This window comes from Shewanella dokdonensis, from assembly GCF_018394335.1.
In the GTDB taxonomy this organism is placed as follows: Bacteria; Pseudomonadota; Gammaproteobacteria; order Enterobacterales; family Shewanellaceae; genus Shewanella; species Shewanella dokdonensis.
Genome location: NZ_CP074572.1, coordinates 2815528 through 2840058 on the forward strand (window position 1 = coordinate 2815528; position 24531 = coordinate 2840058).

General features: G+C 48.7%; 19 protein-coding genes and 5 pseudogenes. 15 read left to right on the forward strand and 9 right to left on the reverse strand.

Annotated features, from left to right (window positions below; all coding sequences use genetic code 11):
- Positions 1 to 10 precede the first annotated feature (10 nt).
- Together KHX94_RS13530 and nosR are read right to left on the reverse strand one after the other, a co-directional pair.
- Positions 11 to 1285 (reverse strand): sensor histidine kinase, encoded by a 1275-nt coding sequence (locus KHX94_RS13530; protein WP_213681050.1) that lies wholly within the window; start codon positions 1283 to 1285, stop codon positions 11 to 13.
- 33 nt (positions 1286 to 1318) lie between these two features.
- Positions 1319 to 2656 (reverse strand): response regulator c-di-GMP phosphodiesterase, NosR family, encoded by a 1338-nt coding sequence (nosR, locus tag KHX94_RS13535; protein ID WP_213681051.1) that lies wholly within the window; start codon positions 2654 to 2656, stop codon positions 1319 to 1321.
- A gap of 197 nt (positions 2657 to 2853) precedes the next feature.
- Here nosR and KHX94_RS13540 point away from each other — a divergent pair, with 197 nt between their 5' ends.
- Both KHX94_RS13540 and KHX94_RS13545 read left to right on the forward strand, forming a co-directional pair.
- A complete protein-coding gene (locus tag KHX94_RS13540; RefSeq protein ID WP_213681052.1) occupies positions 2854 to 3999 on the forward strand; it encodes an HDOD domain-containing protein in 1146 nt (381 codons plus the stop codon).
- Between the two features lie 86 nt (positions 4000 to 4085).
- Positions 4086 to 4733 carry a class I SAM-dependent methyltransferase gene (locus tag KHX94_RS13545; RefSeq protein WP_213681053.1) on the forward strand — a complete coding sequence of 216 codons (648 nt, stop codon included), beginning with the start codon at positions 4086 to 4088 and terminating at the stop codon, positions 4731 to 4733.
- 111 nt (positions 4734 to 4844) lie between these two features.
- On the opposite strand, the gene KHX94_RS13550 is transcribed toward KHX94_RS13545, so the two are convergent.
- The 5 genes and pseudogenes from KHX94_RS13550 to KHX94_RS13570 form a co-directional block, all read right to left on the reverse strand.
- On the reverse strand, positions 4845 to 5246 hold the full coding sequence (locus KHX94_RS13550; protein ID WP_213681054.1) for a nitrate reductase cytochrome c-type subunit: 402 nt from the start codon (positions 5244 to 5246) through the stop codon (positions 4845 to 4847).
- 24 nt (positions 5247 to 5270) lie between these two features.
- A pseudogene (gene napH, locus KHX94_RS13555) lies at positions 5271 to 6154 on the reverse strand (quinol dehydrogenase ferredoxin subunit NapH).
- Positions 6151 to 6870 (reverse strand): annotated as a pseudogene (napG, locus tag KHX94_RS13560) (ferredoxin-type protein NapG). The pseudogenes napH and napG overlap by 4 nt, the downstream one beginning before the upstream one ends.
- A 32-nt stretch (positions 6871 to 6902) precedes the next feature.
- A pseudogene (gene napA / locus KHX94_RS13565) lies at positions 6903 to 9385 on the reverse strand (nitrate reductase catalytic subunit NapA).
- A gap of 27 nt (positions 9386 to 9412) precedes the next feature.
- Positions 9413 to 9676, reverse strand: coding sequence for a chaperone NapD (locus KHX94_RS13570; protein WP_213681055.1), 264 nt, complete (start codon positions 9674 to 9676; stop codon positions 9413 to 9415).
- Positions 9677 to 10193: 517 nt separating this feature from the next.
- On the opposite strand from KHX94_RS13570, the pseudogene KHX94_RS13575 reads away from it, so the two are divergent.
- The 8 genes and pseudogenes from KHX94_RS13575 to KHX94_RS13610 all read left to right on the forward strand — a co-directional run bounded on the left by KHX94_RS13575 (position 10194) and on the right by KHX94_RS13610 (position 17743).
- A pseudogene (locus tag KHX94_RS13575) lies at positions 10194 to 11557 on the forward strand (Na(+)-translocating NADH-quinone reductase subunit A).
- A pseudogene (locus KHX94_RS13580) lies at positions 11557 to 12764 on the forward strand (NADH:ubiquinone reductase (Na(+)-transporting) subunit B). The pseudogenes KHX94_RS13575 and KHX94_RS13580 overlap by 1 nt, the downstream one beginning before the upstream one ends.
- A complete protein-coding gene (locus tag KHX94_RS13585) occupies positions 12754 to 13527 on the forward strand; it encodes a Na(+)-translocating NADH-quinone reductase subunit C (RefSeq protein ID WP_213681056.1) in 774 nt (257 codons plus the stop codon). Before KHX94_RS13580 ends, KHX94_RS13585 begins: the two are co-directional and overlap by 11 nt.
- Positions 13524 to 14144, forward strand: coding sequence for an NADH:ubiquinone reductase (Na(+)-transporting) subunit D (locus KHX94_RS13590; protein WP_213681057.1), 621 nt, complete (start codon positions 13524 to 13526; stop codon positions 14142 to 14144). Before KHX94_RS13585 ends, KHX94_RS13590 begins: the two co-directional genes overlap by 4 nt.
- A 9-nt stretch (positions 14145 to 14153) precedes the next feature.
- Entirely contained in the window at positions 14154 to 14762 is a 609-nt protein-coding gene (gene nqrE, locus KHX94_RS13595) for an NADH:ubiquinone reductase (Na(+)-transporting) subunit E (RefSeq protein ID WP_213681058.1), read from the forward strand.
- An 18-nt stretch (positions 14763 to 14780) separates the two neighbouring features.
- Positions 14781 to 15998, forward strand: coding sequence for an NADH:ubiquinone reductase (Na(+)-transporting) subunit F (gene nqrF, locus KHX94_RS13600; RefSeq protein ID WP_213681059.1), 1218 nt, complete (start codon positions 14781 to 14783; stop codon positions 15996 to 15998).
- A 135-nt stretch (positions 15999 to 16133) separates the two neighbouring features.
- A complete protein-coding gene (locus KHX94_RS13605) occupies positions 16134 to 16760 on the forward strand; it encodes a hypothetical protein (RefSeq protein ID WP_213681060.1) in 627 nt (208 codons plus the stop codon).
- Between the two features lie 167 nt (positions 16761 to 16927).
- Complete coding sequence (locus KHX94_RS13610) at positions 16928 to 17743, forward strand: UDP-2,3-diacylglucosamine diphosphatase (protein WP_213681061.1); 816 nt, start codon at positions 16928 to 16930, stop codon at positions 17741 to 17743.
- A 264-nt stretch (positions 17744 to 18007) separates the two neighbouring features.
- Here KHX94_RS13610 and KHX94_RS13615 read toward each other — a convergent pair whose 3' ends face one another.
- Entirely contained in the window at positions 18008 to 18673 is a 666-nt protein-coding gene (locus KHX94_RS13615; RefSeq protein ID WP_213681062.1) for a TetR/AcrR family transcriptional regulator, read from the reverse strand.
- Positions 18674 to 18701: 28 nt separating this feature from the next.
- Here KHX94_RS13615 and KHX94_RS20605 point away from each other — a divergent pair, with 28 nt between their 5' ends.
- The 4 genes from KHX94_RS20605 (at position 18702) to cyaB (ending at position 22132) form a co-directional block, all read left to right on the forward strand.
- Entirely contained in the window at positions 18702 to 19415 is a 714-nt protein-coding gene (locus tag KHX94_RS20605; protein WP_244859157.1) for an HD domain-containing protein, read from the forward strand.
- 202 nt (positions 19416 to 19617) lie between these two features.
- Positions 19618 to 20274: a LysE family transporter gene (locus KHX94_RS13625; RefSeq protein ID WP_213681063.1), complete on the forward strand. Its 657-nt coding sequence runs from the start codon at positions 19618 to 19620 to the stop codon at positions 20272 to 20274.
- Between the two features lie 223 nt (positions 20275 to 20497).
- Positions 20498 to 21106: a hypothetical protein gene (locus KHX94_RS13630; RefSeq protein WP_213681064.1), complete on the forward strand. Its 609-nt coding sequence runs from the start codon at positions 20498 to 20500 to the stop codon at positions 21104 to 21106.
- A 468-nt stretch (positions 21107 to 21574) separates the two neighbouring features.
- Entirely contained in the window at positions 21575 to 22132 is a 558-nt protein-coding gene (cyaB, locus tag KHX94_RS13635) for a class IV adenylate cyclase (protein ID WP_213681065.1), read from the forward strand.
- 86 nt (positions 22133 to 22218) lie between these two features.
- Here cyaB and KHX94_RS13640 read toward each other — a convergent pair whose 3' ends face one another.
- Positions 22219 to 22569 (reverse strand): hypothetical protein, encoded by a 351-nt coding sequence (locus KHX94_RS13640; protein WP_213681066.1) that lies wholly within the window; start codon positions 22567 to 22569, stop codon positions 22219 to 22221.
- 458 nt (positions 22570 to 23027) lie between these two features.
- Here KHX94_RS13640 and dbpA point away from each other — a divergent pair, with 458 nt between their 5' ends.
- A complete protein-coding gene (gene dbpA, locus KHX94_RS13645) occupies positions 23028 to 24407 on the forward strand; it encodes an ATP-dependent RNA helicase DbpA (RefSeq protein WP_283105034.1) in 1380 nt (459 codons plus the stop codon).
- The last annotated feature ends 124 nt before the right edge of the window (positions 24408 to 24531 follow it).

Sequence of the window (24531 nt, forward strand, 5' to 3'; positions counted from 1 at the left end):
ATGCTAGGACTCATTGCCGCAGACGGCGTTCACCTTGCAATGGCAGTCTCACCACAAATTCAGTGCCTTCGCCGACTTTGCTGTTGACACTGATTTTACCGTGCTGTTTTTGGATGATGCTGTAAGACAGTGACAGTCCTAAGCCAGTGCCGCTACCAACGGGTTTAGTGGTATAAAAGGGTTCAAATATCTTATGGAGGTTTTGCGGCTCAATACCACAGCCGTTATCCTTGATGCGGATTTCCATGCCTTGATCTTGCGGCATGGTATGGATGGAGATCCAGATATCACCATCGCCTTCAATCGCTTGCGCTGCGTTCATTAACAGGTTCATAAATACCTGATTTAACTGCATTGGTTGGCAATAAAGCAGTGGTAACCCTTCTTGATAATCCTTGTGCAGTTGTATCCGGTACTTCAACTGGTTATGGATAATTTTCAGGGTGTTTTCCATCCCATCAATCAGATCAGCATACTGCCAATCACTGTTATCCACATGGGAGAAGGATTTCAGACTGTTGACTATGGTGGCCACGCGGTTGACACCATCGAGGGATTCTTCCAGTAACTCTTTGATATCTTCACGAATAAAACCGAACTGCTGTTGTTCCATCAATTGCTGCAACTGTTGCCGTTGCTGTTCATTGAGCAGACTTTCGCTATCGTGAATTATGCTCAGTAACCGGCCAACATAGTCTTGCAGGCTTTGCAGGTTTGAGCTGATAAAACCGATAGGATTGTTAATCTCATGGGCAATGCCGGCAGCCAGTTGGCCGATGGACGCCATTTTTTCGGCCTGTACCAGCTGGCCTCTGGCGGTTTCCAGCTTGTCCAGCAATTGCTGTTGCTGTTCATGTTCAGCGGCCAGTTCCTGCGCCATCTTCTGTTTCGCCTGCGTATAACTGCTCCCCGCATCCAGCAGCAGGCATAGCGTTTTGACCTCACCATCATTGATGGACAGCGGGACTATCTCCATATGCAGTATTGCATAGACCCCAGGTACTGTCGTGTCGGTTTCAGGGATAAACTCAAATGTTTCTGGTGGATGGATGTCAGATGGAAAGGTGTCACCGGTGCGGCCAGCAACATTGTCCAGATGCTGCTGTAACAAAGGTGCCTGTGCTTGGCATAGCTGTAATAGTGAGGCGCCTAGACGGATTTCCGCCGGCAGTTGCAGTTCTTTGATGAAGCGCAGATTGATGTAAAGGATGCGGTATTTGCGGTCAACAATGCAGATCCCTAATGGCAGTTTATCCAGCAGTGACGCCAGCGAATGATTATTCATAGTTGCTCCTGCCTGTTGCCGTTGCTAACGGCTTCAGGCATTGGCTGATTTGGCTTTGTCAGCGGATTCCAGTTGCAGCCGTAGCACGGTTTTGTGCTTGGTCTGGTATTCCCGCAGTTTGTCCAGCGATTGTTGGGTCAACACATGGCCTTTGGGCAGTAACAGCATCTGATTACGATTGTACAAATTATGGCTTAATTGCATCCCAGGTTGCAGTTGATCTATGGTCACGCCTTGCACGTCATCGACGGTAGGGTTATCCAGTTGTTGCTGCCGCAGCAGTGTTTCCATGGTGCCGATAAGTTGGGGATCGTAAACCGAGCCTTGTTGCCGTTGCAGCCATGCAATGGCTTCTTCATGCGTATGTACGTTTTCACTGAGGCGCTTGAACATCAGCGCCCAGAAGTCGCGGGCAACCGCCAATATGCGTGAGCCTAAAGGAATGTTCTGCCCGCTCTGCATATCAGGTACCCCAGTTCCATTATAGTGCTCATATTGATGCAGGATGATCTCAACCATAGGTTGCAGGTGCAGCGCGGGAGCCATAATCTCTTCGGCGAGTTGTGGGTGAAACAGGTACAGCCGATGATCGGTAGATCCCAGCGTGTGAAAGGGTTTATCCAGCAAAGAAGCATTGAAACCGAGCTTGCCTACCTCACTGTACAACCCTGCATTGCTGATCAACTGTTGTTGTTCATGGCTTAAGCCCAATGCCTGTGCCAGATCGCCACAGGTTTGGCTAACACGCCGGGCATAGTCGCCACTCAGGTAAGGATTGATGGAGATGATGTTATACAACAACTGCAAAATGGCATCGTTTTCACTTTCTCTTTGCGCCAGCAAAGACTTTAACTGTTGCAGGCTTTGCCGCAGTTGCCGAGTACGTTGCTGCACCTGTTCTTCTAGCGACAGATTCAGTTGTTTCAGTTGCTTATTTTGTTGCTCAACTTGGGCGGTCAGCTGTTTGTTGGCTTGCAGTAAACGGTGGTAATCCAGCCCCTCATCTACGGCGGCTAGCAGTTCGGCATTATCCCAGGGTTTCTGGATGTAGCGGTGGATCCGGCCAATATTGACGGCGGCAATAGTTGATGCCAAATCGGCGTAGCCCGTCATTAGAATACGGTAAGCATTGGGTTGCAGCTTGGCGGCCTGTTGCAGAAATTCAGCACCGTTCATTTGCGGCATGCGCATATCACAGATAATAATTTCCACGGTATGCTGCTGCATCAGTGCCAGTGCGGTCTCACCACTTTCGGCCAACAGCAGGGTGCAGGGTTGACCCAGGAATAACCTTTGCAGTGCTTTAAGGATACAGGGTTCATCGTCAACACACAGAATGGTCGCTGGGGCATCATCAGCCAGTTCTATCATCAGCAGGCTCCTTACTCCCGGTCGCTGGTACACATGTTTGTTGCCAGTTAAATTTATGATCTAAAATGAATACTAGCAAGTTGGTCAGGCGCTGATAAAACTAAAGTGTGATATGAGCATCTGACAATATAGGCGACAGATAGTGTCGTAACCTTTATGGTAGTCGAGTGACTTACGCTGCAGGAGGGAAACCGCACATGAGTCAACTCAAAGTCGTTTTTATCGACGATGATATGCTGATGCTCAAAGCATTGCTGCGGGTGGCCAGACGGTTGCGACCCGAGTGGGATTTTATTCTGTGTGATCAGCCTAGCCGTTGGTTGGAATTCTGTAGTGCTGGCGGCCAAGAGCTGAGCGCTGATATTGTGATCAGTGACTACGTGATGCCCGGCATTAACGGCAATCAGATCCTCCAACAGGCCAGCCATAAATTGCCGGTGGCCATTCGCGTGTTACTGACGGCAGATGCCTCTTCCGAGGTGTTCCAGCAGTTAGAGTCTTATAGCCATTTTGTGTTCTCCAAACCGTTTCGTGAAGCGGATCTGGAACATCTGTTCAATTGTGCGGAACGGTTGCAGAAACTGCCGTTTACGCTGGAGGATCGACGGCGGGTAGGGCGCATCAATCAGTTGCCAATTATGCCGCAACTGATCATGCAGCTGCGGCAGGTGCTGGCCGATCCAGAATCAGATCTCAGTGATTGTGCTGAACTGGTGGTGCATGACCCGGTGGTCAGTGGCAAGCTGATCCAAAGTGCTAACTCGGCGTTGCTGGGCTATACGCGCCAGACCTCCTCATTGCAAGAAGCCATTGTGCGTCTGGGCGCCAAACTGACAGAATCGATCATCACCACTTTGCTGATAGGTGAAGATATCAAACATCGTTTGCCAGCATCGGTGCACAACCATATCAATGATCAGGCGTTTATCCATGCCAACTACTGTCGCCGTTTGGCACAGTATGCCGGTATGTCGGTGGGGCAACGGGACATGTTGTTTTCGGCGGCCTTGCTCAGTGCTATCGGTCAGCTGTTGCTGGAAACCTTGAAACTGACCGCAACCGAAGAACTGCCCGAAAGCCGCAGTGACTTTGAAGACTCCACCCTGCTGAGTGCTTATATTCTGACGTTATGGGGCTATCCACAGGCGTTTTGCCAGACGTTAATGATGCAGGATCTGCCCACCAATGAAGATTCTGAAGAAGGAAAAATGGCCTTCATGCTGTTTTTGGGAAAACGACTGATGCTGGATGGTGCCAAAGCCGCCGAGGTGCTGTTGGCGATGATTGAAAGCAAGGAGGTTGCCGAGGGATTCAGTCGCCTTTGTCAGGAGCTGGGTTACTGAAATGGCGCTGACAGGCAGAATCGTTGCGTAAAAGCGTTTGCCAATATGGTAAAGTGTCGCCTTTTCTCAGGTGAAGCGGAGTGATATTGTCAGCGCAGATTTGCCCTCTTTGTGGTGCGAGTGAGCAGCAACAGCCGATTGCCGCGCGGGTTGGCCGGCGCTATCAGTGCTGTGCCCACTGCAGGTTGATCTCGCTACTCGCTACCGATAGATTGACGCTGGTGGACGAGCGCGCTTATTACGCCACCCATGAAAATAGCATCCATGATGCGGGTTATGTGGCGTTTCTTATGCGCCTGTTGCAGCCCGTTTTGCCATGGCTGTCACCTGCCATGCACGGACTCGACTTTGGCTGTGGCCCTGGGCCCACTATGTCGCAGTTACTGGCACGTCAAGGCATTGCCTGTGATGACTATGATCCGGCGTTTTTTCCTATCGCTTTACAAACTCAGTATGATTTTATTCTGGCGAGTGAATGCTTTGAACATTTTCACCAGCCCGCCATCGAATTACAGCGCTTATGTAATCTTCTGCCTGCTGGTGGAATTCTTGGAATAATGACAGACCGTTGGCAGACGCCTGAACAGTTTTATGACTGGCACTACACCCGCGACCCTACCCATTGCAGTTTTTTCCATCTCGACACGTTTCAATGGATCTGTGAACACTTTGGCCTGACCTTGCTATTTCATGATGAACGGCGGGTGGTGATATTGCAGAAACATAGCGACTGATGCGGTGATAACAATGCTTTCCTAGATTGCAAAAGACGTGGCTCCCAATCCGTGGGAGCCCTGCCTGATCACTTTATCCCAGGAACACCAGATAAGGTGATTCTTGCCTAGTTACTGCTGGCTGAAACTGTTGCCAACCAACGGTTGTTTGTTGTCTGCCTGTGGTACGTGACATTGGGTACAGAAGTAATTCTCGCCTTTCAATGTGCCTTTAGCATCAAGCACATGAGATTTTGCCACCGGAGTGGCCTTCATTTTAGCGGCTCTATCCCAACTATGGCAACCAAGACAACTATTGTGTTTTAGGGTGATGGGGTAATTAGCGTTGTGGGGGATCAGTGGCGGCTGCTCAGCAAAATTCCGCTGGATGGCACTACCTTTTGCTGGAAATTGTGCTTCGCTGTCAGCGGCAGCGTTGCTGGTTACTGGGGCTTTGCCGCCAAGTGAGGCAACATTAACAGGTTTGGCTGCGCTGGCAGCTTGTTGGCCGCTACAACCGGCGATAACCACCAATAGTGCAGCTAAGGTGAGGTTTTTTCATTGCTCGTTCTCCGCCTTGTGGGCAAATCGTTGGAACTCTTTGTTAAATCGGTTTTTATATTGAAAGACTTCAACCGCGCAGACATCGATACAACGTCCACACAGGGTGCAATCAGCATCGTTGATCAGCAGTTGTTGGCCTTTGAGTGCCGGTTTTAGCAGCTGTCGTTCTGGGCAAACGCTGAAACAATCCATACAGTTGTTACAGGCTTGCCGTTTGACGGCGGCAATTTTCACGGGTGCTAGTTTTCCTAGCAGGCCATATAGCGCGCCGGTGGGGCAGACATGGGAACACCATAACCGTTCGGCTAGCAGCAGATCGGCCAGAAAGATGGCAACAATAATGCTGATACCAGTGACATTACCGAACAGTAAGGCGCGGTAGAGGATCGGCACTGGATTGAGCCATTCCCAGACACTCAGGCCTGTTAGCAGCGGAAGCAGCAGTACCAGTGCCAGCATAAAGTAGCGGAACTTCCCCGGTAGTTCTGGCGTGCGCGGCAGCTTGAAACGCCGCCGCAACCAGGCGGCAAAATCCGTGACCATATTGACCGGACAAACCCAACTGCAAAACACCCGTCCTCCCAGCAGACCATAGAACAGCCCAATCAACACCGCCCCCAGCAATAAGTGTGGTTGTGGCAGGTGACCGGCCAGCAATACCTGCAAGGTGGTGAGAGGATCTGCCAAGGGCACGCTATCGAGCAGCAGACTGGCAGAAAGATTACCGCGTAGCAGCCAAATCCCGGCCCACGGCCCGATGGCAAACAGCGTCAGCACTGTGAGTTGGCTGGCTCGGCGCAGCAGCAAAAACGGTGCGCTTTCCAGAATCCCAGACGGGCAATCGCCGCTGCGGCAAAACGGTTAGACGGATGGCTCATGGCTTGAATCCTCCATTCAACATCTCTAACGTCACGCTACCTGTATCCTGATACGCGTCGTGAGCGGCGGCTTTCCCTTGGCCAGTGCGGGCGGTAATACCTTGATGGCTGGCACATCCAGTACACAAGCATGTTCACATTTACCACAACCGGTACACTTGTCACTGTGCACGACTGGAATAAACATGGCGTGATGATCACTGTGATGGTTGCGGCTCATTTCGATACTGATAGCCTGATCCAGCAACGGGCAAACGCGGTAGCACACATCACAGCGCAGCCCCTTGAAATTCAGGCATTCTTGTTCGTCGATCAGGACCGCAACCCCCATTTTCGCGTCATTGATATCATGCAGCGAAGGATCTAGTGCGCCAGATGGACAGGCTTTGACACAGGGGATGTCATCACACATTTCGCAAGGGATTGCGCGCGCACTAAACCAAGGCGTGCCCATGGGCACTGGCGTAAACCAGCGCGCCAGTTGCAAGGTGTCATAGGGGCACGCTTCAACACACAGGCCGCAACGCACACAGGCTGACAGAAAATCTGCTTCAGCCAAGGCCGCGGGGGCGCAATGCCTGCGGCCCCAATTGCTGGGCGCGGGCAATGGCCACCAGACCACTGCCAACCAATCCGGCAGCACAGGCATAACGGGCGGTCGTTGCCAGAAACTGGCGGCGATTTACCCCTTTAAGCTGTGACGACTGCGTGGACATTTTCGGTCTCCTGTTATTGACGGTACTGTCATTCAAGCTTTCATGACTTTAACCGGACACTTTTTAAAGTCGGTTTCTTTGGACAGTGGATCGGTGGCATCCAGCATCAACTTATTCACCAACTGCCGTGCGTCAAAGAACGGCATAAACACCACCCCACGAGGCGGTTTATTACGGCCTTTCGTTTCAACGCGGGTTTTCAGTTGACCGCGAGGCGAGGCGACCATGACTTCATCGCCGCGTTTCAGTCCGCGGGCGCTGGCATCTTCCGGGTGCATGAAAATCTGTGCATCTGGGTAGGCGCGATATAGCTCAGGTACTCGGGCAGTCATGGTGGCGGTGTGCCAGTGTTCCAGCACGCGGCCGGTACTCATCCACAGATCGTATTCAGCGTTTGGTTCTTCTGCCGCAGGTTCATAAGGCAGGGCGAAGATCACCGCTTTGCCATCCGGCTTGCCGTAGAACTGGTAGCCACTGCCGGCTTTAACATAAGGATCTGCGCCTTCCACAAAGCGGCGCAGGGTTTCCTTGCCATTAACCACCGGCCAACGCAGACCGCGGCTGGCGTGGTAAGCATCAAAGTCGGCCAGGTCATGACCATGACCACGACCGAAACTGGCGTATTCTTCAAACAGGCCTTTTTGCACGTAAAAACCAAAGTGCTGTGATTCATCATTGAGTGATACTTTGCAGTCACTGACCGGGAATTTATTGACCACGCCGTTAGCGAACAGTACATCGAACAGGGTTTTGTCAGCATATTCTGGTTTCTTTGCCACCAGTTCGGCTGGCCACACTTCGGTCACTTTGAAACGTTTGGCAAATTCCATCAGTTGCCACAGATCGGACTGGGCACCTTGTGGCGCTTTTACCTGCTGGTGCCACATGTGCGTGCGGCGTTCGGCATTGCCGTAGGCACCTTCTTTTTCCACCCACATAGCGGTTGGCAGGATCAGATCGGCGGTCATGGCGGTCACGGTCGGATATGGATCGGACACTACGATGAAGTTTTCCGGATTGCGGAAACCGGGGTAAATCTCTTCGTTGATATTAGGGCCCGCCTGCATATTGTTGGTACACATGGTCCAGTAGCAGTTGAGTTTGCCATCTTTCAACATGCGGCTTTGCAGCACTGCGTGGTAACCCGGTTTGGCGGGGATTGTGCCTTCTGGTAATTGCCAAATTTTTTCAGCAATGGCGCGGTGTTTGTCATTGGCAACCACCATATCGGCGGGCAGGCGGTGGGCAAAGGTGCCCACTTCGCGCGCGGTGCCACAGGCAGAAGGCTGACCAGTAAGGGAGTAAGGACTGTTGCCGGGAGTGGAGATTTTGCCAGTCAGCAGATGCAGGTTGTACAGCATATTGTTTGCCCATACGCCACGCACATGCTGGTTGATGCCCATGGTCCACAGGCTGATCACCTTGATGTTAGGATCGGCATAAGCTTTTGCCAGTTGCAACAGTTTTTCTGGCTCAACGCCACTCATCTTGGCGGCATACTCTAGTGTGTAGCTGCTAACAAACTTGGCATATTCTTCAAAGCTTATTGGGCTGGATTTGCCGCTGCCTGGGTTTTTCGCTTTTTGTTCCAGCGGATGATTTGGCCGCAACCCGTAACCAATATCAGTCACACCTTTGGCAAACTTGGTGTGTTTGCTGACAAAATCTTGGTTAACCGCGCCATTCTGAATAATGTAGTTGGCGATAAAATTGAGGATGATAAGGTCAGTCTGCGGCTTAAATACAATCGGGTTATCCGCCAGATCGAAGGAACGATTTTGGAAAGTTGACAGCACATGTACTCGGCTGTTGGGATTGCTCAGTCGCCGGTCAGATAAGCGCGCCCACAGTACCGGGTGCATCTCGGCCATATTGGCGCCCCACAGCACAAAGTGGTCAGCGGCTTCCAGATCGTCATAGCACCCCATGGGTTCATCAATACCGAAAGTACGCATAAATCCCCCACCGCCGAGGCCATGCAGTGGCGGGCGTTAGGGTCGATATTATTGGTCAGAAAACCCGCTTTATGCAGTTTGACGGCCGCATAACCTTCCCAAACGGTCCACTGGCCAGAGCCGAACATACCCACACTGGTTGGGCCTTTGGTGTTGATTGCATGTTTCCACTTTTCAGCCATGACATCAAAGGCTTTATCCCAACTGATAGGGGTAAATTCGCCTTCTTTGTCGTACTTGCCATCTTTCATTCGCAGCAATGGCGTGGTCAGCCGATCTTTACCGTACATAATTTTTGATAGGAAATAGCCCTTGATGCAGTTCAACCCACGGTTGACTGGGCTTTCAGGGTCCCCTTTGGTAGCGACAACTTTGCCATCACGGGTGCCTACCAGTACTGAGCAACCGGTACCACAGAAGCGGCAGGGGGCTTTATCCCATTTGATGTCGTCACCGTGTTCCGCGGCTTCAACAATTTTCACTGGCAGTGTGGCGCCAATGGCCGAAGCCGCCGCTACAGCGGCATTGGCTTTCAGAAACTCGCGGCGACTAATGCTCATAGTGTTTCCTCGTTTTTATGATCGTTATTAATGGCTGAAGGTTTCAACCTGGTGATAGACAAGGCTGCTGGACAACACGCCCGGCAGTCGGTTAATGGTTTCCACGCGATCCAGCACGGTTTTTTGGTCATCCCCTTCAATGGTGATCACCAGCTTGCCTTCATGAGTACAGGCATGGATTTCGGTGCCAGATAATAGCGATATATCAGTGCTAACCTGGCGGACATGACCGGGTTCGGCGTGGATCACCAGGCTGGTGATGTGGTATTCCTGCGGTGTTGCTTGCTGCATATTCGACCTGCTTTGAATGTAGCGCCGTGGCTTGCCGATGTTGGTATTTGCCAGAGGGTCGGTATTTGCAAAAAGTCTAGAACTTAGCAAAGTTAGGGCGATATACCCCGCAAGAGGTAATCCAGAGGATAGGCGATCAGGATCATAGTTTTCATAGTGATCTTGTTCGCAATTTCGGTAATTACCGCTGCGTTAAAGTTGCTATGGCGCAAGCCGGGTGTTAACGCCAGCAACTGACATCAGAGCATCATCGCGGTGGTTTATTGTCGATAAGACAGGGCAACGGTTTGCGCGTCAAGGCTGCGAGATGCGCCTGTGCCTGGCTGATGAGATATTGTGGAAATTAACAACGTAAGTTTATTACTTTTTAAGCTTGGATTAAGGCGTAATGTCTGGGTTGATGCGTGAAATTTACGTATTTATATTACATATATCGTTCTAGTGTGATGCAGTTGGCGGTAATTTAGGCACAGGTTCTGTAGCATCAAGTTAATTAAAAATCATGAGAGCTAACGCTATGTCGAGTGCAACTGAGCGTGTTATCACGATTAATAAGGGCCTGGACTTGCCCATTGCTGGTGCGCCACAACAAGTGATAGAAGCCGCTAATCCTGTGACTAAGGTTGCCTTGCTGGGGCACGAATATGTGGGCTTGAAACCAACCATGTTGGTAGAAGAGGGCGCACGGGTTCGTAAAGGCCAGCCGCTATTTGAGGATAAGAGTAACCCCGGGGTGCGTTTTACTGCGCCCGCCAGTGGCATTGTCAGTGCCATTAATCGTGGTGAGCGGCGGGTGTTGCTATCGGTGGTGATAACTCTGGATGGGGATGACTATATTAACTTCGGTGCCGAAGCCGATTTAACGGCGCTCAGCCGTGACGCGGTGCAGCAAAAGTTGCTGGAAAGCGGGTTGTGGGTGGCGTTGCGCACGCGACCTTTTTCACGGGCACCAAAACCAGATAGTACGCCTGCTGCCATTTTTATCACTGCTACCGATACCAACCCGTTGGCGCCAGATCCCCGCCCCATCATTAATGCCGCTGCCGATGATTTTGTTGCTGGCTTACAGGTATTGACACATCTGACGGATGGCAAACTGTTTTTATGTCAGGACGGCGAGCCAGAACCACTGCCGGGCGCAGAGTTAGCGCAGGTCGAAAACTGGCACTTCACCGGCGTGCATCCTGCCGGGTTGGTGGGTACTCACATTCACCATCTGTTGCCCGTCAGTAGTGAACGGCAGGTTTGGCATATCGGCTATCAGGATGTGATTGCCATCGGGCAGTTGTTTACCACAGGTGAACTGGATAACAGCCGGGTGATTTCGTTGGCCGGGCCACAGGTAGCTAATCCCCGCTTGCTGCGAACCATCAGCGGTGTCTGCATCAGTGAGCTGGTGAGCGGAGAACTCTTGCAACCGGAACTCTGCCGGGTGGTGTCTGGCTCGGTATTGGGTGGTTTTACCGCGGTGGCCGAACTGGATTATCTCAGCCGTTTCCGCCCGCAGATCTCCGTGCTTAAAGAAGATCACCGTGCCAGCGTCTTGCCTTGGGTTCGACCTGGCAAATCGTTGTTTTCGGTCACTGGCGCGGTGTTGTCACGCTTCCTGCCACCCAAGCTGTTTGCCATGACTACTCATATCGGGGGGGCAAACGTGCTATGTTGGCCTTCGGACAATTGGATCGGGTGATGCCGCTGGATATCTTGCCGACACTGCTAGTGCGTGACTTGGTGGTGCGGGATACCGATGAAGCACAACTATTGGGAGCGCTGGAGTTAGATGAGGAAGACTTGGCGCTGTGCACCTTTGTTTGCCCCAGTAAATATGATTACGGTCAGGAATTACGTGCCTGCCTGACCATTATTGAGAGGGAAGGCTGATGAAAAAATCCAAGCCGGGAATTCAGGAAGCCTATTATGCCCCGGGCTCAACCATCCGCGACTTTTTCCGCTCGTTATTCATCGGTCATGGTGGCAGCACCCAGGATACTGTCCATGTGCGGGACGCCATCGATGTCAAACGTACCATGACGCTGGTGGGAATGTGTCTGTTGCCCGCTATTCTGTTTGGTATTTATAACACCGGCTTGCAAGCCAAGCTGGCGTTAATTGCCGGAGCCAGCGCCGCTAGCGGCTGGCCAGGCATCGCTGTTTACATCAATGTTTGGCCCTTTGAATGTAGCGTCTGGTTTTTTAGTACCTTCACCTATGGCTTGATTTTTTCCTACCGATTTATTTCAGTGCCTTGCTGACCACCTTGCTATGGGAAATGGTGTTTGCCAAGGTGCGAAGACAAGAACTGCATGAAGGTTTTTTCGTTACTGCCTTGCTGTTTAGCCTGTGTATGCCCGCGCACATTGCGCTGTGGTTGGTGGTGCTGGGCGTCAGTTTTGGGGTGGTGGTGGCCAAAGAGTTATTTGGCGGCATGGGCTACAACTTTCTCAATCCGGCCCTAGCGGGACTGGCATTTATCTACTTTGCCTATCCTTCTGAAGTTACGACTAGCGCGCAGTTGGTGGCGGTTGATGGTTATTCTGGCGCTACCACGCTAGCACAGGTGGCGGCCAATAAACTGCATTTCAGCGATTATGCTTGGTATCAGGCGTTTAGCGATAGCAACTGGTGGCAGGCATTTCTCGGTTTCGAAATCGGTGCCATCGGTGAGACTAGCACGCTGGCAATCTTGTTAGGTGGTGGTCTGTTGCTGCTGACCCGGCTGGCGGATTGGCGCATTGTGGCCGGGGTGATGCTGGGCATGATCGTCACTAGCTTACTGTTCAATTACTTTGGCAACAGTCGCAGTGCTTGGAGCGCCATGCCCTGGACTTGGCATCTGGTCACTGGCGGTTTTGCCTTAGGGATGATGTTTATGGCGACGGATCCGGTTACCACGGCTTACACCCGCCCCGGGAAATTGCTATTTGGCTTACTGGTAGGCGCTATGACCGTAGTGATCCGCGTTGCCAACGTCAAAATGCCGGAAGGTATTATGCTGGCAATCCTGTTTGCCAATCTGTGGGCGCCGTTGATGGACTCGCTGGTGGCGCGTTTTAACATCAGACGGAGGAGCAAGCGCAATGGCCTTTAATAAAGACAGTGTTGCCGGTACCTTCCTGTTTACCATCGTACTGTGTCTGCTGTGCTCTTTTATGATCACTGGCACCGCGGGCGTGCTGAAAGAACGCAAGCTGGCAAAGCAGCGCAATGAGCTGATGCAGAATGTACTGCTGGCCGCCGATATTCCGAGTGATAACAGCAACTTTAAAACCCTGTTCAGCACCCGGGTGACACCCATGCTGGTAACGCTGGCGGATGGACAGACGATTCCCCAAGATGATCTGCTGGACTATGACGAGCGCATGGCCGCTATCAATCCGGAGCATTCCAGCAAGATTGCCAAAGATACCGCCCGTATCAAGACCCGCGCCAATCAGATCCGCATCTTTCGGGTACATGATGCACAGGGCAAGTTACAGAGCTGGGTACTGCCGATTTATGGCAAAGGTTTGTGGTCAATTATCTACGGTTTTATTGGCTTAACGCCGGATCTCAATACCATCGAAGCTGTAGTGTTTTATGAACACGGTGAAACGCCGGGGATTGGTGATTTCATTAGCCACCAAGACTGGCGTCAGAAATGGCACGGTAAGCAGCTGTTTGATGCTGATGGCAAGGTCGCGCTGAAAATTGTTAAGGGTGGTGCGAAGCCAGGCGATCTCAATGGCATAGATGGTGTTAGCGGTGCCACCCGAACGGGTGCCGGGGTACAGAATATGATCAGTTTCTGGTTTGGTGATGAAGGGTTTGCGCCACTGCTTAACCAGTTAAAAACGATGGAGGCCGCCAAATGAGTGCAACATTAACCCCGCGGGAACTGCTGTGGCAGCCGGTGTTTGCCAATAATCCGGTGGCGATGCAGGTATTAGGCGTTTGTTCGGCGCTGGCGGTAAGCAACTCGATGCAGACGGCCTTGGTGATGACCTTGGCGGTGACCTTCGTGGTGGTCTGCTCCAACCTGTTTATTTCACTTATCCGCCACCTTATTCCCAACAGCGTGCGCATTATTGCGCAGATGACCATCATCGCCTCGCTGGTGATTGTAGTGGATATGGTGCTGCAAGATTTAGCCCCTGAGCTGTCAAAACAGCTGTCGGTGTTTGTCGGGCTGATCATTACCAACTGTATTGTGATGGGGCGCGCCGAAGCCTTCGCCATGAAGGAACCGCCGCACCTAGCGGTGCTGGATGCACTCGGCAACTCGGCCGGTTACGGTTTTATTTTGTTGTCGGTGGCCTTTGTCCGCGAACTCTTGAGTGCGGGCACATTGTTTGGCAAACAACTGCTGCAAACCGTGGCTGATGGTGGCTGGTACTTGCCAAACGAGATGTTTAAGTTGCCTCCGAGTGCATTTTTTCTGATCGGCGTGATCATCTGGTTGATCAACATCGCCCGCAATCGGCAGCGTTAAGGAGGCGTTATGGAACACTATCTCAATCTGTTTATTCAGGCGACCTTCATCGACAACATGGCGCTGTCGTTTTTCCTCGGCATGTGTACCTTTCTGGCGGTATCGAAAAAGGTGTCGACCGCTTTTGGCCTTGGCATCGCAGTGATTGTGGTGATGGTGTTAGCGGTGCCGCTGAACCAACTGATCTACAGCTATGTACTAAAACCGGGCGCGTTAGCCTGGGCCGGATTACCCAATCTGGACTTGAGCTATCTGCAACTGATCACCTTTATCGGCGTGATAGCGGCGTTGGTGCAGATCCTCGAAATGGTGCTGGATCGCTATGTGCCGGTACTGTATCAGACCTTGGGGATTTTTCTGCCACTGCTGACGGTGAACTGCGCTATTTTTGCCGGGGTGATTTTTATGGCTAACCGCGATTACGACTTTGGCGAATCCATTGTGTTTGGTGTTGGGGCCGGTAGTGGTTGGGCGCTGGCGATTGTACTGCTGGCAGGCATCCGCGAACGATTGAAATTCAATGCTATCCCTAAGAATCTGCAAGGCATTGGCATCACATTTATCACTACTGGCTTGATGGCATTAGGCTTTATGGCCTTTGCTGGCATCACGCTGTAACCGCAAAGGAGCATACAGATGGAAATGTTAATTGGCATCGGCATGTTTACCTTGGTGGTGTGTTTGCTGGTGGCGTTGATCCTATTTGCCAAAAGCCGTTTGGTACAAAGCGGCGATGTGCAGTTGACCATTAATGATGATGCCAGCAAAAGCGTTACCGTGGCGGCGGGCGGTAAGCTGTTAGCGGCGCTGGCATCCAAGGAGATTTTTGTGCCGTCAGCCTGTGGTGGCGGTGGTACTTGCGGCCAGTGCCGGGTGATTATCAAGTCTGGTGGCGGCGATATTTTGCCAACAGAGATGGAGCATATCAGCAAAAAAGACGCCAAACTGGGCTGTCGCCTTGCTTGTCAGGTGGCCGTGAAAAACGATATGGAACTGGAGCTGGAAGAAGAGATCTTCGGTGTCCGTAAATGGCAATGCCAGGTGCTGTCTAACCGTAATACAGCCACCTATATCAAAGAGTTGTTGCTGAAATTACCGGAAGGTGAAGAGGTGAACTTCAAAGCCGGTGGTTATATTCAGATTGAAGCGCCTGTCCACGAAATACATTACCGCGATTTTGATATTGATGAAAAATACCGTGATGAGTGGCTGAAGCATGGATTGTTTGAACTGGTATCTAAGGTCGATGCTCCGGTGATGCGCGCCTACTCGATGGCGAATTACCCAGCAGAAAAAGGTCGCATCATGCTCAATGTTCGCATTGCGACACCGCCTAAGCCTGAAATTCCTCCAGGGCAGATGTCGTCTTACATCTTTAATCTGAAGCCGGGGGATAGCGTGACTATCTCGGGGCCATTCGGTGAATTTTTCGTCAAAGACACTCAGGCGGAAATGGTCTTTATTGGCGGTGGTGCAGGCATGGCTCCCATGCGTTCGCATATCTTTGACCAACTGAAATCGCGGCAAACTCAACGCAAGATGACCTTCTGGTACGGCGCGCGCTCGCTGCGCGAAGTGTTTTATCAGGAAGATTTTGATGAACTGGCGAGTACCCATCCTAACTTTGAATGGCATATCGCCTTGTCGGAACCCTTGCCGGAAGATAACTGGCAGGGCTATACCGGCTTTATCCATAACGTGGTGTATGAACATTTCCTCAAACAGCACAAAGCGCCAGAAGATTGCGAATATTACATGTGTGGCCCGCCCATTATGAATAGCTCGGTGATCTCCATGCTGGAAGGTCTAGGGGTGGAGCGTGACAACATCTTACTGGACGATTTTGGCGGCTAAGCGCTGCCATCCCAGTCGTTACGGCGGCGGTTAACCGTAACTACTGGGCTTGTGTTTTAAGTGATTTCCCGGAAAATAGTGGCATGGGCAACGCCTTAGAAGGCTGATAGATGTTTCAGACAAAAGGAATTGTGGATGAAACCGTTTAACGATCTTACTTATATCGCTATCGCCTTGTTACTCATAGTGGTATTAATCAAGGTGAAAAACGGCGATAGGGTTCCTTGGTTCCATCACAGCGAACCGCCCGCCATTGAATCGGCTAACACTCAGAAGATGAATGAGCCGCCACTCACACCTGTGACAGATGCGGCCGAGCGTGCTCGAGAGATCAATCCTTGGCGCTTCAACTTTGCCAAACTGGTTCATCGTGGGCAGCGAGTTGATAGCCGCCTGATGCAGCGGGTGCTGCTATCGTCAGGTTACAGCGAACTGGTCATGCATCTGGCTGATACACATAAATCCGTTACTGCTGGAGCTTTTGAAGCACAACTTCATGAGTTTGTGCAGCAACGGCCTCAGAGCCTTTATCTCAGCGATTATCAATTGGCATGCAATGACGATCTGTGTATGGGATATTTTGAATCCCACAATAAAGAGCAATTACAGCAGTTTATGGATGATTTTGGCCGTGGCCCTGAGGTCTCTGCACCCGAACAGGGATTCTGGTTCCGCATACCGGCTGACAATAGTGAACGTGGTCTGTTTGGTTACCGGATTGCATTTAATGCGAGTGGACAGCCAAGCCCAACTGCGCGTTAGTGTTTAATGCAGTGTTGTTCAGTCGCAACAATTTCCTTCTGGCCAACCGTGATGGCTCCCACCATTTGCAGTGATTGTCACAAAAGCATCAAGCCCCGGTAACAAGCGCGTCAAACCCAGTGACTAATCTGTGCCCGTTGAATTTCAGTCAGGTACAGGACCTAGCCATGACCTCAGCCGCAACTTCAACCAACCGCTATTGCCGGGCTATCTGGCTGTCGGATCTTCATCTTGGTGAAAAACACTGCCGCGCCGATTATCTATTGACCTTCCTCAAACAGCATCAAAGTGACTTTTTGTTTTTAGTCGGAGATGTTGTGGATATGCAGGCGCTTAACCGTCGTTGGTACTGGCCAGCAGCCCATCAACAGGTGTTTCAATTGCTGGTGGATAAGGCCCGCAGCGGTACACGAGTGATTTATGTACCAGGCAATCACGATGCCACGATGCGGCGATTTGATGGCGGCTTGGTAGACAAAATAGAAGTCCACCGTGAATACATTTACGACAGTCCCTCTCACGGTAAATTACTGCTGATCCACGGTGATGAATTTGATCGCCAACTGTGTGCCAGCCGTTTTGATGCTTGGTTAGGTGATAATGCTTACGACTTGGTGCTATTGCTGAATCGCGTGTGGAATGCTGGACGTCGATTATTTGGACTGCCTTACCAGTCGGTAGCGCGTACCTTAAAGTTGTGCTCTAGCAAAGCGGAGTCAGCCATGCAGCGTTTTCGTACTGCGGCACTGCAACGGGCCGCTCAGGCGCAGGTGGCCGGAGTGGTATGTGGTCATATTCATCATCCAGAACTGCAATACCTGCAAGGGCAACTGTATATCAATACTGGCGATTGGGTTGAGAATTGCACGGCGGTACTGGAACATCGTGATGGACGGTTGGAGCTGTGCCATTACAGTGAAGTAGAAAAAGCCTTGTCACGCTTAGTGCCGCAGCAAACAGTGCCGCAGCAAACCGTCGCCTGAGGCGGGTTGGCAACAGGGGCTATGCTGATGAGTGCCTGCCAACCGCTTTGATTTGGCGGCTTTGCGGATAATGCTGCTGATGGGAAAGATAGCAATATCCACAGCCTGGTTGTTTCCTAAAGCTATGAGCCGGAAAGCGATAAGCGTAAACGGCGGCAATCAGCATGGGTAGAGATGAGCACTGCCGTAAACTGCCGACAATGGCTGCCCAAACCCTAGCAAACGCATCAATTTAGGGTAAACAATCAAACCCATCTAAACATCCTAAGCACCGGGCTGTTCCGTGGGGTGGCATGCGTGTGGCAGCAAAATTCGTGCTAAGGCTGCCTGGCTAAGCTCAAGTAACATCGCTTCTGGGATGCCGGCCCGCGCACGTAAAGACAGCGTATGCTGCAATCCGACCAACAATTGCGCTGTAACTGGATCGGTTTTATCACCGCCACCCTCTTGTGCAAGCCGAGCCAAAAACATGGATTCGAGTTTATTCTGGTTTTCCAGAAAAACATCTTTAAATGCTGGTTCGTTTCGGACAATACAAGGTAAGGATGTACTGAAAAAACATCCCTGACCCTCATCTTGACAGTAAATCTCGAGCAACTTGGCGAAGTAGTTTCGCAATGAGGTCTGCAACCCATTACCGTCAAAGAGACTTTGCTCTAGCTGTGCGCCCATGCGCTGTTCATAGAATGCCAAAGTCTGTTGATACAATTCTGATTTACTACCAAAAGTATTGTTCAGACTGGAGCGCTTAATCCCCATGACATTGGCGAGTTCATCCAGCGATGTACCGCTATAACCCTGTTCTTGAAAAAGGCGCGTAGCCGCTTGCAAAGCTTGTTCTTTATCGAACGCTCTTGGCCTACCTCGGGTGGATTTTGTTTTTGTACGATCTTGCATAAAATTACGCTGTAGTATATTTTGTACTGGCATGTACAAAATATACTTTAGTAGGAAACTCATGTCATTAACAAATACGAAATCACCACCATCCAAGCTGTGTTTATTGCATCATATGGTCAAAGGGGAAATCTATGATGGTTTAGCAAGGGTTAAGCGTCGGCTGGATGGAAAAACGTTACAGTACGTCGCAAAGAAGAATTATGCGGTTCCAGATACGCCTGCATGTATGAAGGCCATCGAGTTAGTACGGGACTGTAGTCCAGAGTTCCTTCTGAACCATGGTTTTCGCAGCTACGCCTTTGGTGTCGCCATGTCACATAAGGTGAAGAAAAACTATGACAAGGAAGTCTTATTCCTCGGTTCGATAATGCATGACCTTGGATTGACCAAAGAACATGATCATGGCGGCACGTTTGAATGTGACGGTGCCAAAAGCGCCTATAACTTTGCCATCAGTCAAGGTATCGAGATCCCCAAAGCCGAACTCATTCACGAGATGGTCGCCTTACATGACTCTATCGGCGTTGCTCAAGCTCACGAACCCGAAGTGGCGCTAATCCACTATGGCGCGGGGCTAGATGTGGCGGCTTTGTGGCACAAAGATATACATCCAAAGACACTCACTGAAATTGTCACAACTTACCCGCGACTAGATTTCGCTGAAGCGTTTATTTTATTGTTAAAAGATCAACTGAAGCGTAAGCCAGAGAGTTATATGAAAACGCTTATTGAGTTAGGGTTTTACGAGAAAATGCTGGCAGTTAATTTCTAACTATCTTTACGGGAAGCGGTTATAACCAGTCGCTCCAAGCCTGACACCTCTAGTGAGTGTGTTGATGGTATGCGCATACAAACAAGCGGTAGCAGCCGTTATTATCGGTTTCTGTGACATCAAAAGCAGTGCTTATTTAGTTGCTACAGTGTACGGTGTTATTCTTTCTTAAACTATCTATGTGTTATTGAAAGAGGAAATTATGGAGATCGGTTTAGTCAGCATTTTTGCAGCGGTTGCTATCGCTCATTTTTTAGCCTTACTCAGCCCCGGGCCGGATTTTATACTCGTTGTAAAAAGTGCACTTAAAGGTAATCGTAAAAATGCAATCGGTGTTGCATTGGGCATTGCAACCGCAAATGCGGTTTACATCGGTTTATGCTTGATTGGTGTTGGCGCTATTCTGGCATCGTCAGTTTCGTTAATGATTGCGCTTAAAGTGATTGGCGGTTTATTCCTCATCTACCTAGCCTTTCACGCGGTAAAAGCACCTAAAAATGCCTACCAAAACTTAATCGTAGACTCAGAAAATGTGCCTATACTTTCATCGTTCTCTTTTCTAAAAGAGTTTGTGACAGGATTTTTATCTGGCATTTTAAACCCCAAAAATCTGCTGTTTTATCTTAGCTTATTCACAGTTGCGCTGACGCCAGAAATCAATTTTCAATTTAAACTGATACTGGGTGTATGGATGACATTAGTAGTCTTTTTATGGGACGTTACTATTATTTATTTGTTATCTAGAGATAGTGTGCGTAAAAAATTCACCAAAGTTGCTTTTTACATCGATAAAATAACTGGGGTGATTTTAGGTGCTATTGGTTTTAGCGTTGTGAAATCTGCATTGGCCAGGCAATAACCGATAACAAGCGGTAGTATGTAAAATAGCAACTATATATTTAATATAATGTTGATATTTTATGAAAATTTACAATGTGACGGTGAGTTCTACATGAGTTAGCTCTATTGCGAGTGGAAACCTCGCTAGATTTCAGTGAAACATTTCTGTATTGGTGAGTAACTGAGCCCATTACCCAATACAGATTTTTTACCTACTGATAGATGTTAATTGGAAGGAATAAATGTTTAAAATAGATCATCTTATGATTGAAGTTGATGACCCCTTAGAAACTGCTAATAATGTCGTAGCTCGGCTAGCTTTACCCTTGGCTTGGCCTTTGGTTGAAAAAGATGAATACACTAGTATAGGTGTTAATTTTGGCGATATTAATATAGAATTCATAAAGTTTAAACTTAGATTTGGCATTAAAAATACAAAATTTAAGGGGTTTAGTGGTATTGCCTATAAAACCATGGACTCTTTAGAAGAGATCATAAAAAGGTTGAATGTGGCGAAAATAAATCACCGTGTTGGTGAAGCATGTGAGGCTCACACAACTTTGCCAATAGCAGAAAATGATGTATTTCCTACAATTTTCATTGTTAAATATCATTTTGATACTAGCGGTTGGGTTGAACGTCTTAAAAATGAATTCGCTGAGTATGCTGGTGGTAATTACCACATCGGGAATTTTAAAAGTATGGTAATTGCAACTGAGGTTTCAGAAAGTTTAAAGAAAGAATTTAACATTAATAGTGGCGCTAAAAATAAAGTATTCTTTTCGTCAGCGAATGGTGAAAATATAGTGATTTCTGATTTAATAGAAAATTTAGAAATAGTTATCTCATAATATTTCATGCTGTTAAAAGTCGCAAATGATATTTAATGAGTAGATTTGAAAAAATTGGAATCTTCCTTACTTATTTGAGTTTTATGGCAGAAAGTCAAATATGCTATTAAAGGGAAGGGCGACCCCTTGGTTTTAGTACATGGTACTCTTTGGGATAGCATGTGAGCAGGCTTATATGTTCAAAGTAAAATCACAGAGGCTAAACTGATACTAAGATTCCTAATACCGATCATCTCGTGATTGAAGAGGAACCGGCAGCTCAGGTGAAAGAGATTCTGTCTTTTATTGAAGTTTAAGCATAATTGAACTGCTCACTTTTAATGCTTTTCCAAAAACAGTTATAGCTACACAGTAAGGTATATTCTTACAAGAATAAATTGCGAATCTTGAGTATTATGACACAGTAACTTAAAGAAGACTGAATTAAAGTATAATAGTGAGTATATGAAAAATAAGTGATGTATTTGTATGAATAATGAACATTTCAATGGAAAGTATGAAGTAGAGTTGAAGTTTAGATTAAAATCAAAAGCAAGATTCATGGAATACCTTCAACGCATAACTTATGAGATTATGCTTGAAGAAAATACAGAGTCAGATTGGTATTTTGATACAGAGAATAATGCGTTATCAGCTCAAAATAAAAGTTTATGCATTCGCACAATGGAACCCTCTGGGATTAAGTTGTGGATAGTAAAGGGGCCAGAGCATGATAGATGTGAAGCAACAAATATCACTGATGCAGCAAAGGCTGAAAGCATGTTGGAAACGCTTGGCTATCATAAAGTTCTCCAAGTAAAAAAGATTCGGAGTATTTACTTTATAGATAAATACCATCTCACTGTTGATACGTTAGTCGGAATTGGTCATTTTGCTGAGTTTGCAATAATGACAGATGATAAAAGCAAGTTATCCCTATATAGAAAAGAGTTGGAAGAGTTATCAGCTAAATTTGGCTTATCAACATCTGACGTAGAAGATTGTTCCTATAAGAAAATATGTGAAAGGCATTATATCAATGGGTAGCGCTTAGTGAGTGATTTTTATATGTAAAAGAGTAGAGAATGCTTAATTAAGCATTCTCTTTTAAAGACCAGGTTAACTAATATCGATCACCAATTACATGTGTCTGTTCTGGTAGTGTCTTTAGTTAATGAGGAAGAGGTAAACCAGTCTTTAGTAAAACTATCGGCAGGTAATAATTTGTCCCCATTATCTGTCACAATGAAATGAAATTTCCCGTTGGATGATAATTCTACAATCTGCTGACCATCTTTAGTTTCAATAGTATATTGGCGGTGGGCCATGCCCGCATATGCTTTACCTGCATCACAAAAGATAACTTCATCCATGCCACTATTTTTATCATTATTGATGTAAACACCTTGTAACCAATCCGATGCAACTGCCGAGTATGAACATAACAAACTAACTACAAGTAAAACTTTATTGCTTATTTTCATGGATGTATATCCCTTTAATATCTGTGAATTTAAGTCTTGCGAATTATATAATAATTTAAATATACCGTCTATGTGCTTTCAGGTGATTATTTTATATAAAGTGAGATAGCAGATCTATTGGATAGTGATCTATTTAATACACTGTTGTAGCTGATTATTTAATGGCATCTTATTGGTAGCACAGTGATAGCTAAAGTAGATGAATATCGGATAATCACTGAGGTGATAACTTGTCAAATACATCTGAGACAGAAATGATGGGATGCTAAAATTCACGGCAGTCTTCGTTGAAATTTTCACCGAGCATATGATTACTGGATGTAACAGGGTAACTATGATGGCTCATCCATAGTATGGTTCACAGTGATTATCGTTGTTGAAAGGTGTACTGCTGGGAAATGCTGTACAATAACTGCTGTAACTAATAGCCCCTTACTCAGTATTCAGCAGGTTTGATTTTGACAACTATTGCCACCAATTTTGACGCTCTGCCACTTAATGATTCACTCATTGCCACGATGGCCGACTTGGGGTTTGTACAAATGACTCCTATTCAGGCGCGCAGTTTGCCCGCCATTTTACAAGGCCGGGATGTGCTGGCGCAGGCAAAAACTGGCTCTGGTAAAACCTGTGCCTTTGGCTTGGGGATTTTACAGCAGCTACAGGTGAGCCGTTTCCGGGTACAATCGCTAGTGTTGTGTCCTACCCGCGAACTGGCGGATCAAGTGGCGAGTGAACTGCGTAAATTTGCGCGTGGTATTCATAACATCAAAATTCTGACCTTGTGTGGTGGTACACCGGTTGGCCCGCAAATTGGCTCCTTGGAACACGGTGCCCATATTATTGTCGGCACCCCAGGACGGGTGCTGGAACATCTGCAACAGGGGCGCTTAAATCTCGATGAAGTAAAACAGTGGGTGCTGGATGAAGCTGATCGCATGCTGGAAATGGGCTTTACTGAGGCCTTAGACCAGATCCGCAGTTACTTGCCAAAACAGCGGCAAAATCTGTTGTTTAGCGCCACTTTCCCAGACGCTATTCTGGCGTTAGCGAAACAAACGTTGCAGCAGCCAGTGGAAGTTAAGGTAGATGACGTTGATGACCATAGCCATATCCTGCAACGTTTTTACCGCATTACTAATGCCGAAAGCCGCCGCCAAGCGGTATATCTATTACTGTTGCAACAGCGGCCACAAAGCGCGGTGGTGTTCTGTAATACCAAACAGGAAACGCAGGATGTGGCCGATCTGCTGCGTGATAAAGGCTTTGATGCAGTAGCGCTACATGGTGACTTGGATCAGCGTCAACGCGATCAGGCGCTGGTGGCCTTTGCGCTGAAAAGTGCAGTGGTGATGGTGGCAACCGATGTGGCGGCGCGGGGGCTGGATATCGATGCATTGGATCTGGTGATCAACTATCAACTGGCGTTTGAAGCGGAAGCTCATGTTCACCGTATTGGTCGCACCGGCCGTGCCGGAGCCAAGGGGATGGCGCTGAGCTTGGTGGCTGCCAACGATGATATGCGTCTGGCACTATTAGAAGACAGATACGGTCAACTGACTTTTGCCGAATTACCCGAGGTTAGCGACCGCACGCCATTGACAGCCAACATGAGTTGCATTCGTATCGAAGGCGGCAAAAAACATAAGCTGCGACCCGGTGACATTCTTGGCGCGCTAACCGCTGGCAACGATATCAGTGGCAGTGATGTGGGTAAAATTCAGGTGCATGATATCTGGTCCTATGTGGCTGTAACACGCCAATTGGGCAAAGCAGCAGCGGCAAAATTGTCCAAAGGTAAGCTTAAGGGCAAGTCTTTTCGCGCTTGGGTGCTGTGAGATTACCGTGGCGCGTGAGCTATCCCCGAGGCGTTTTGTCTTGAGCTAGCGGTTTTTGGGCATGATGCTAGGCAGTGTTCACGCCATGTAACATTTTTGTTTTTTGCTGTTGCTAAATTATCGC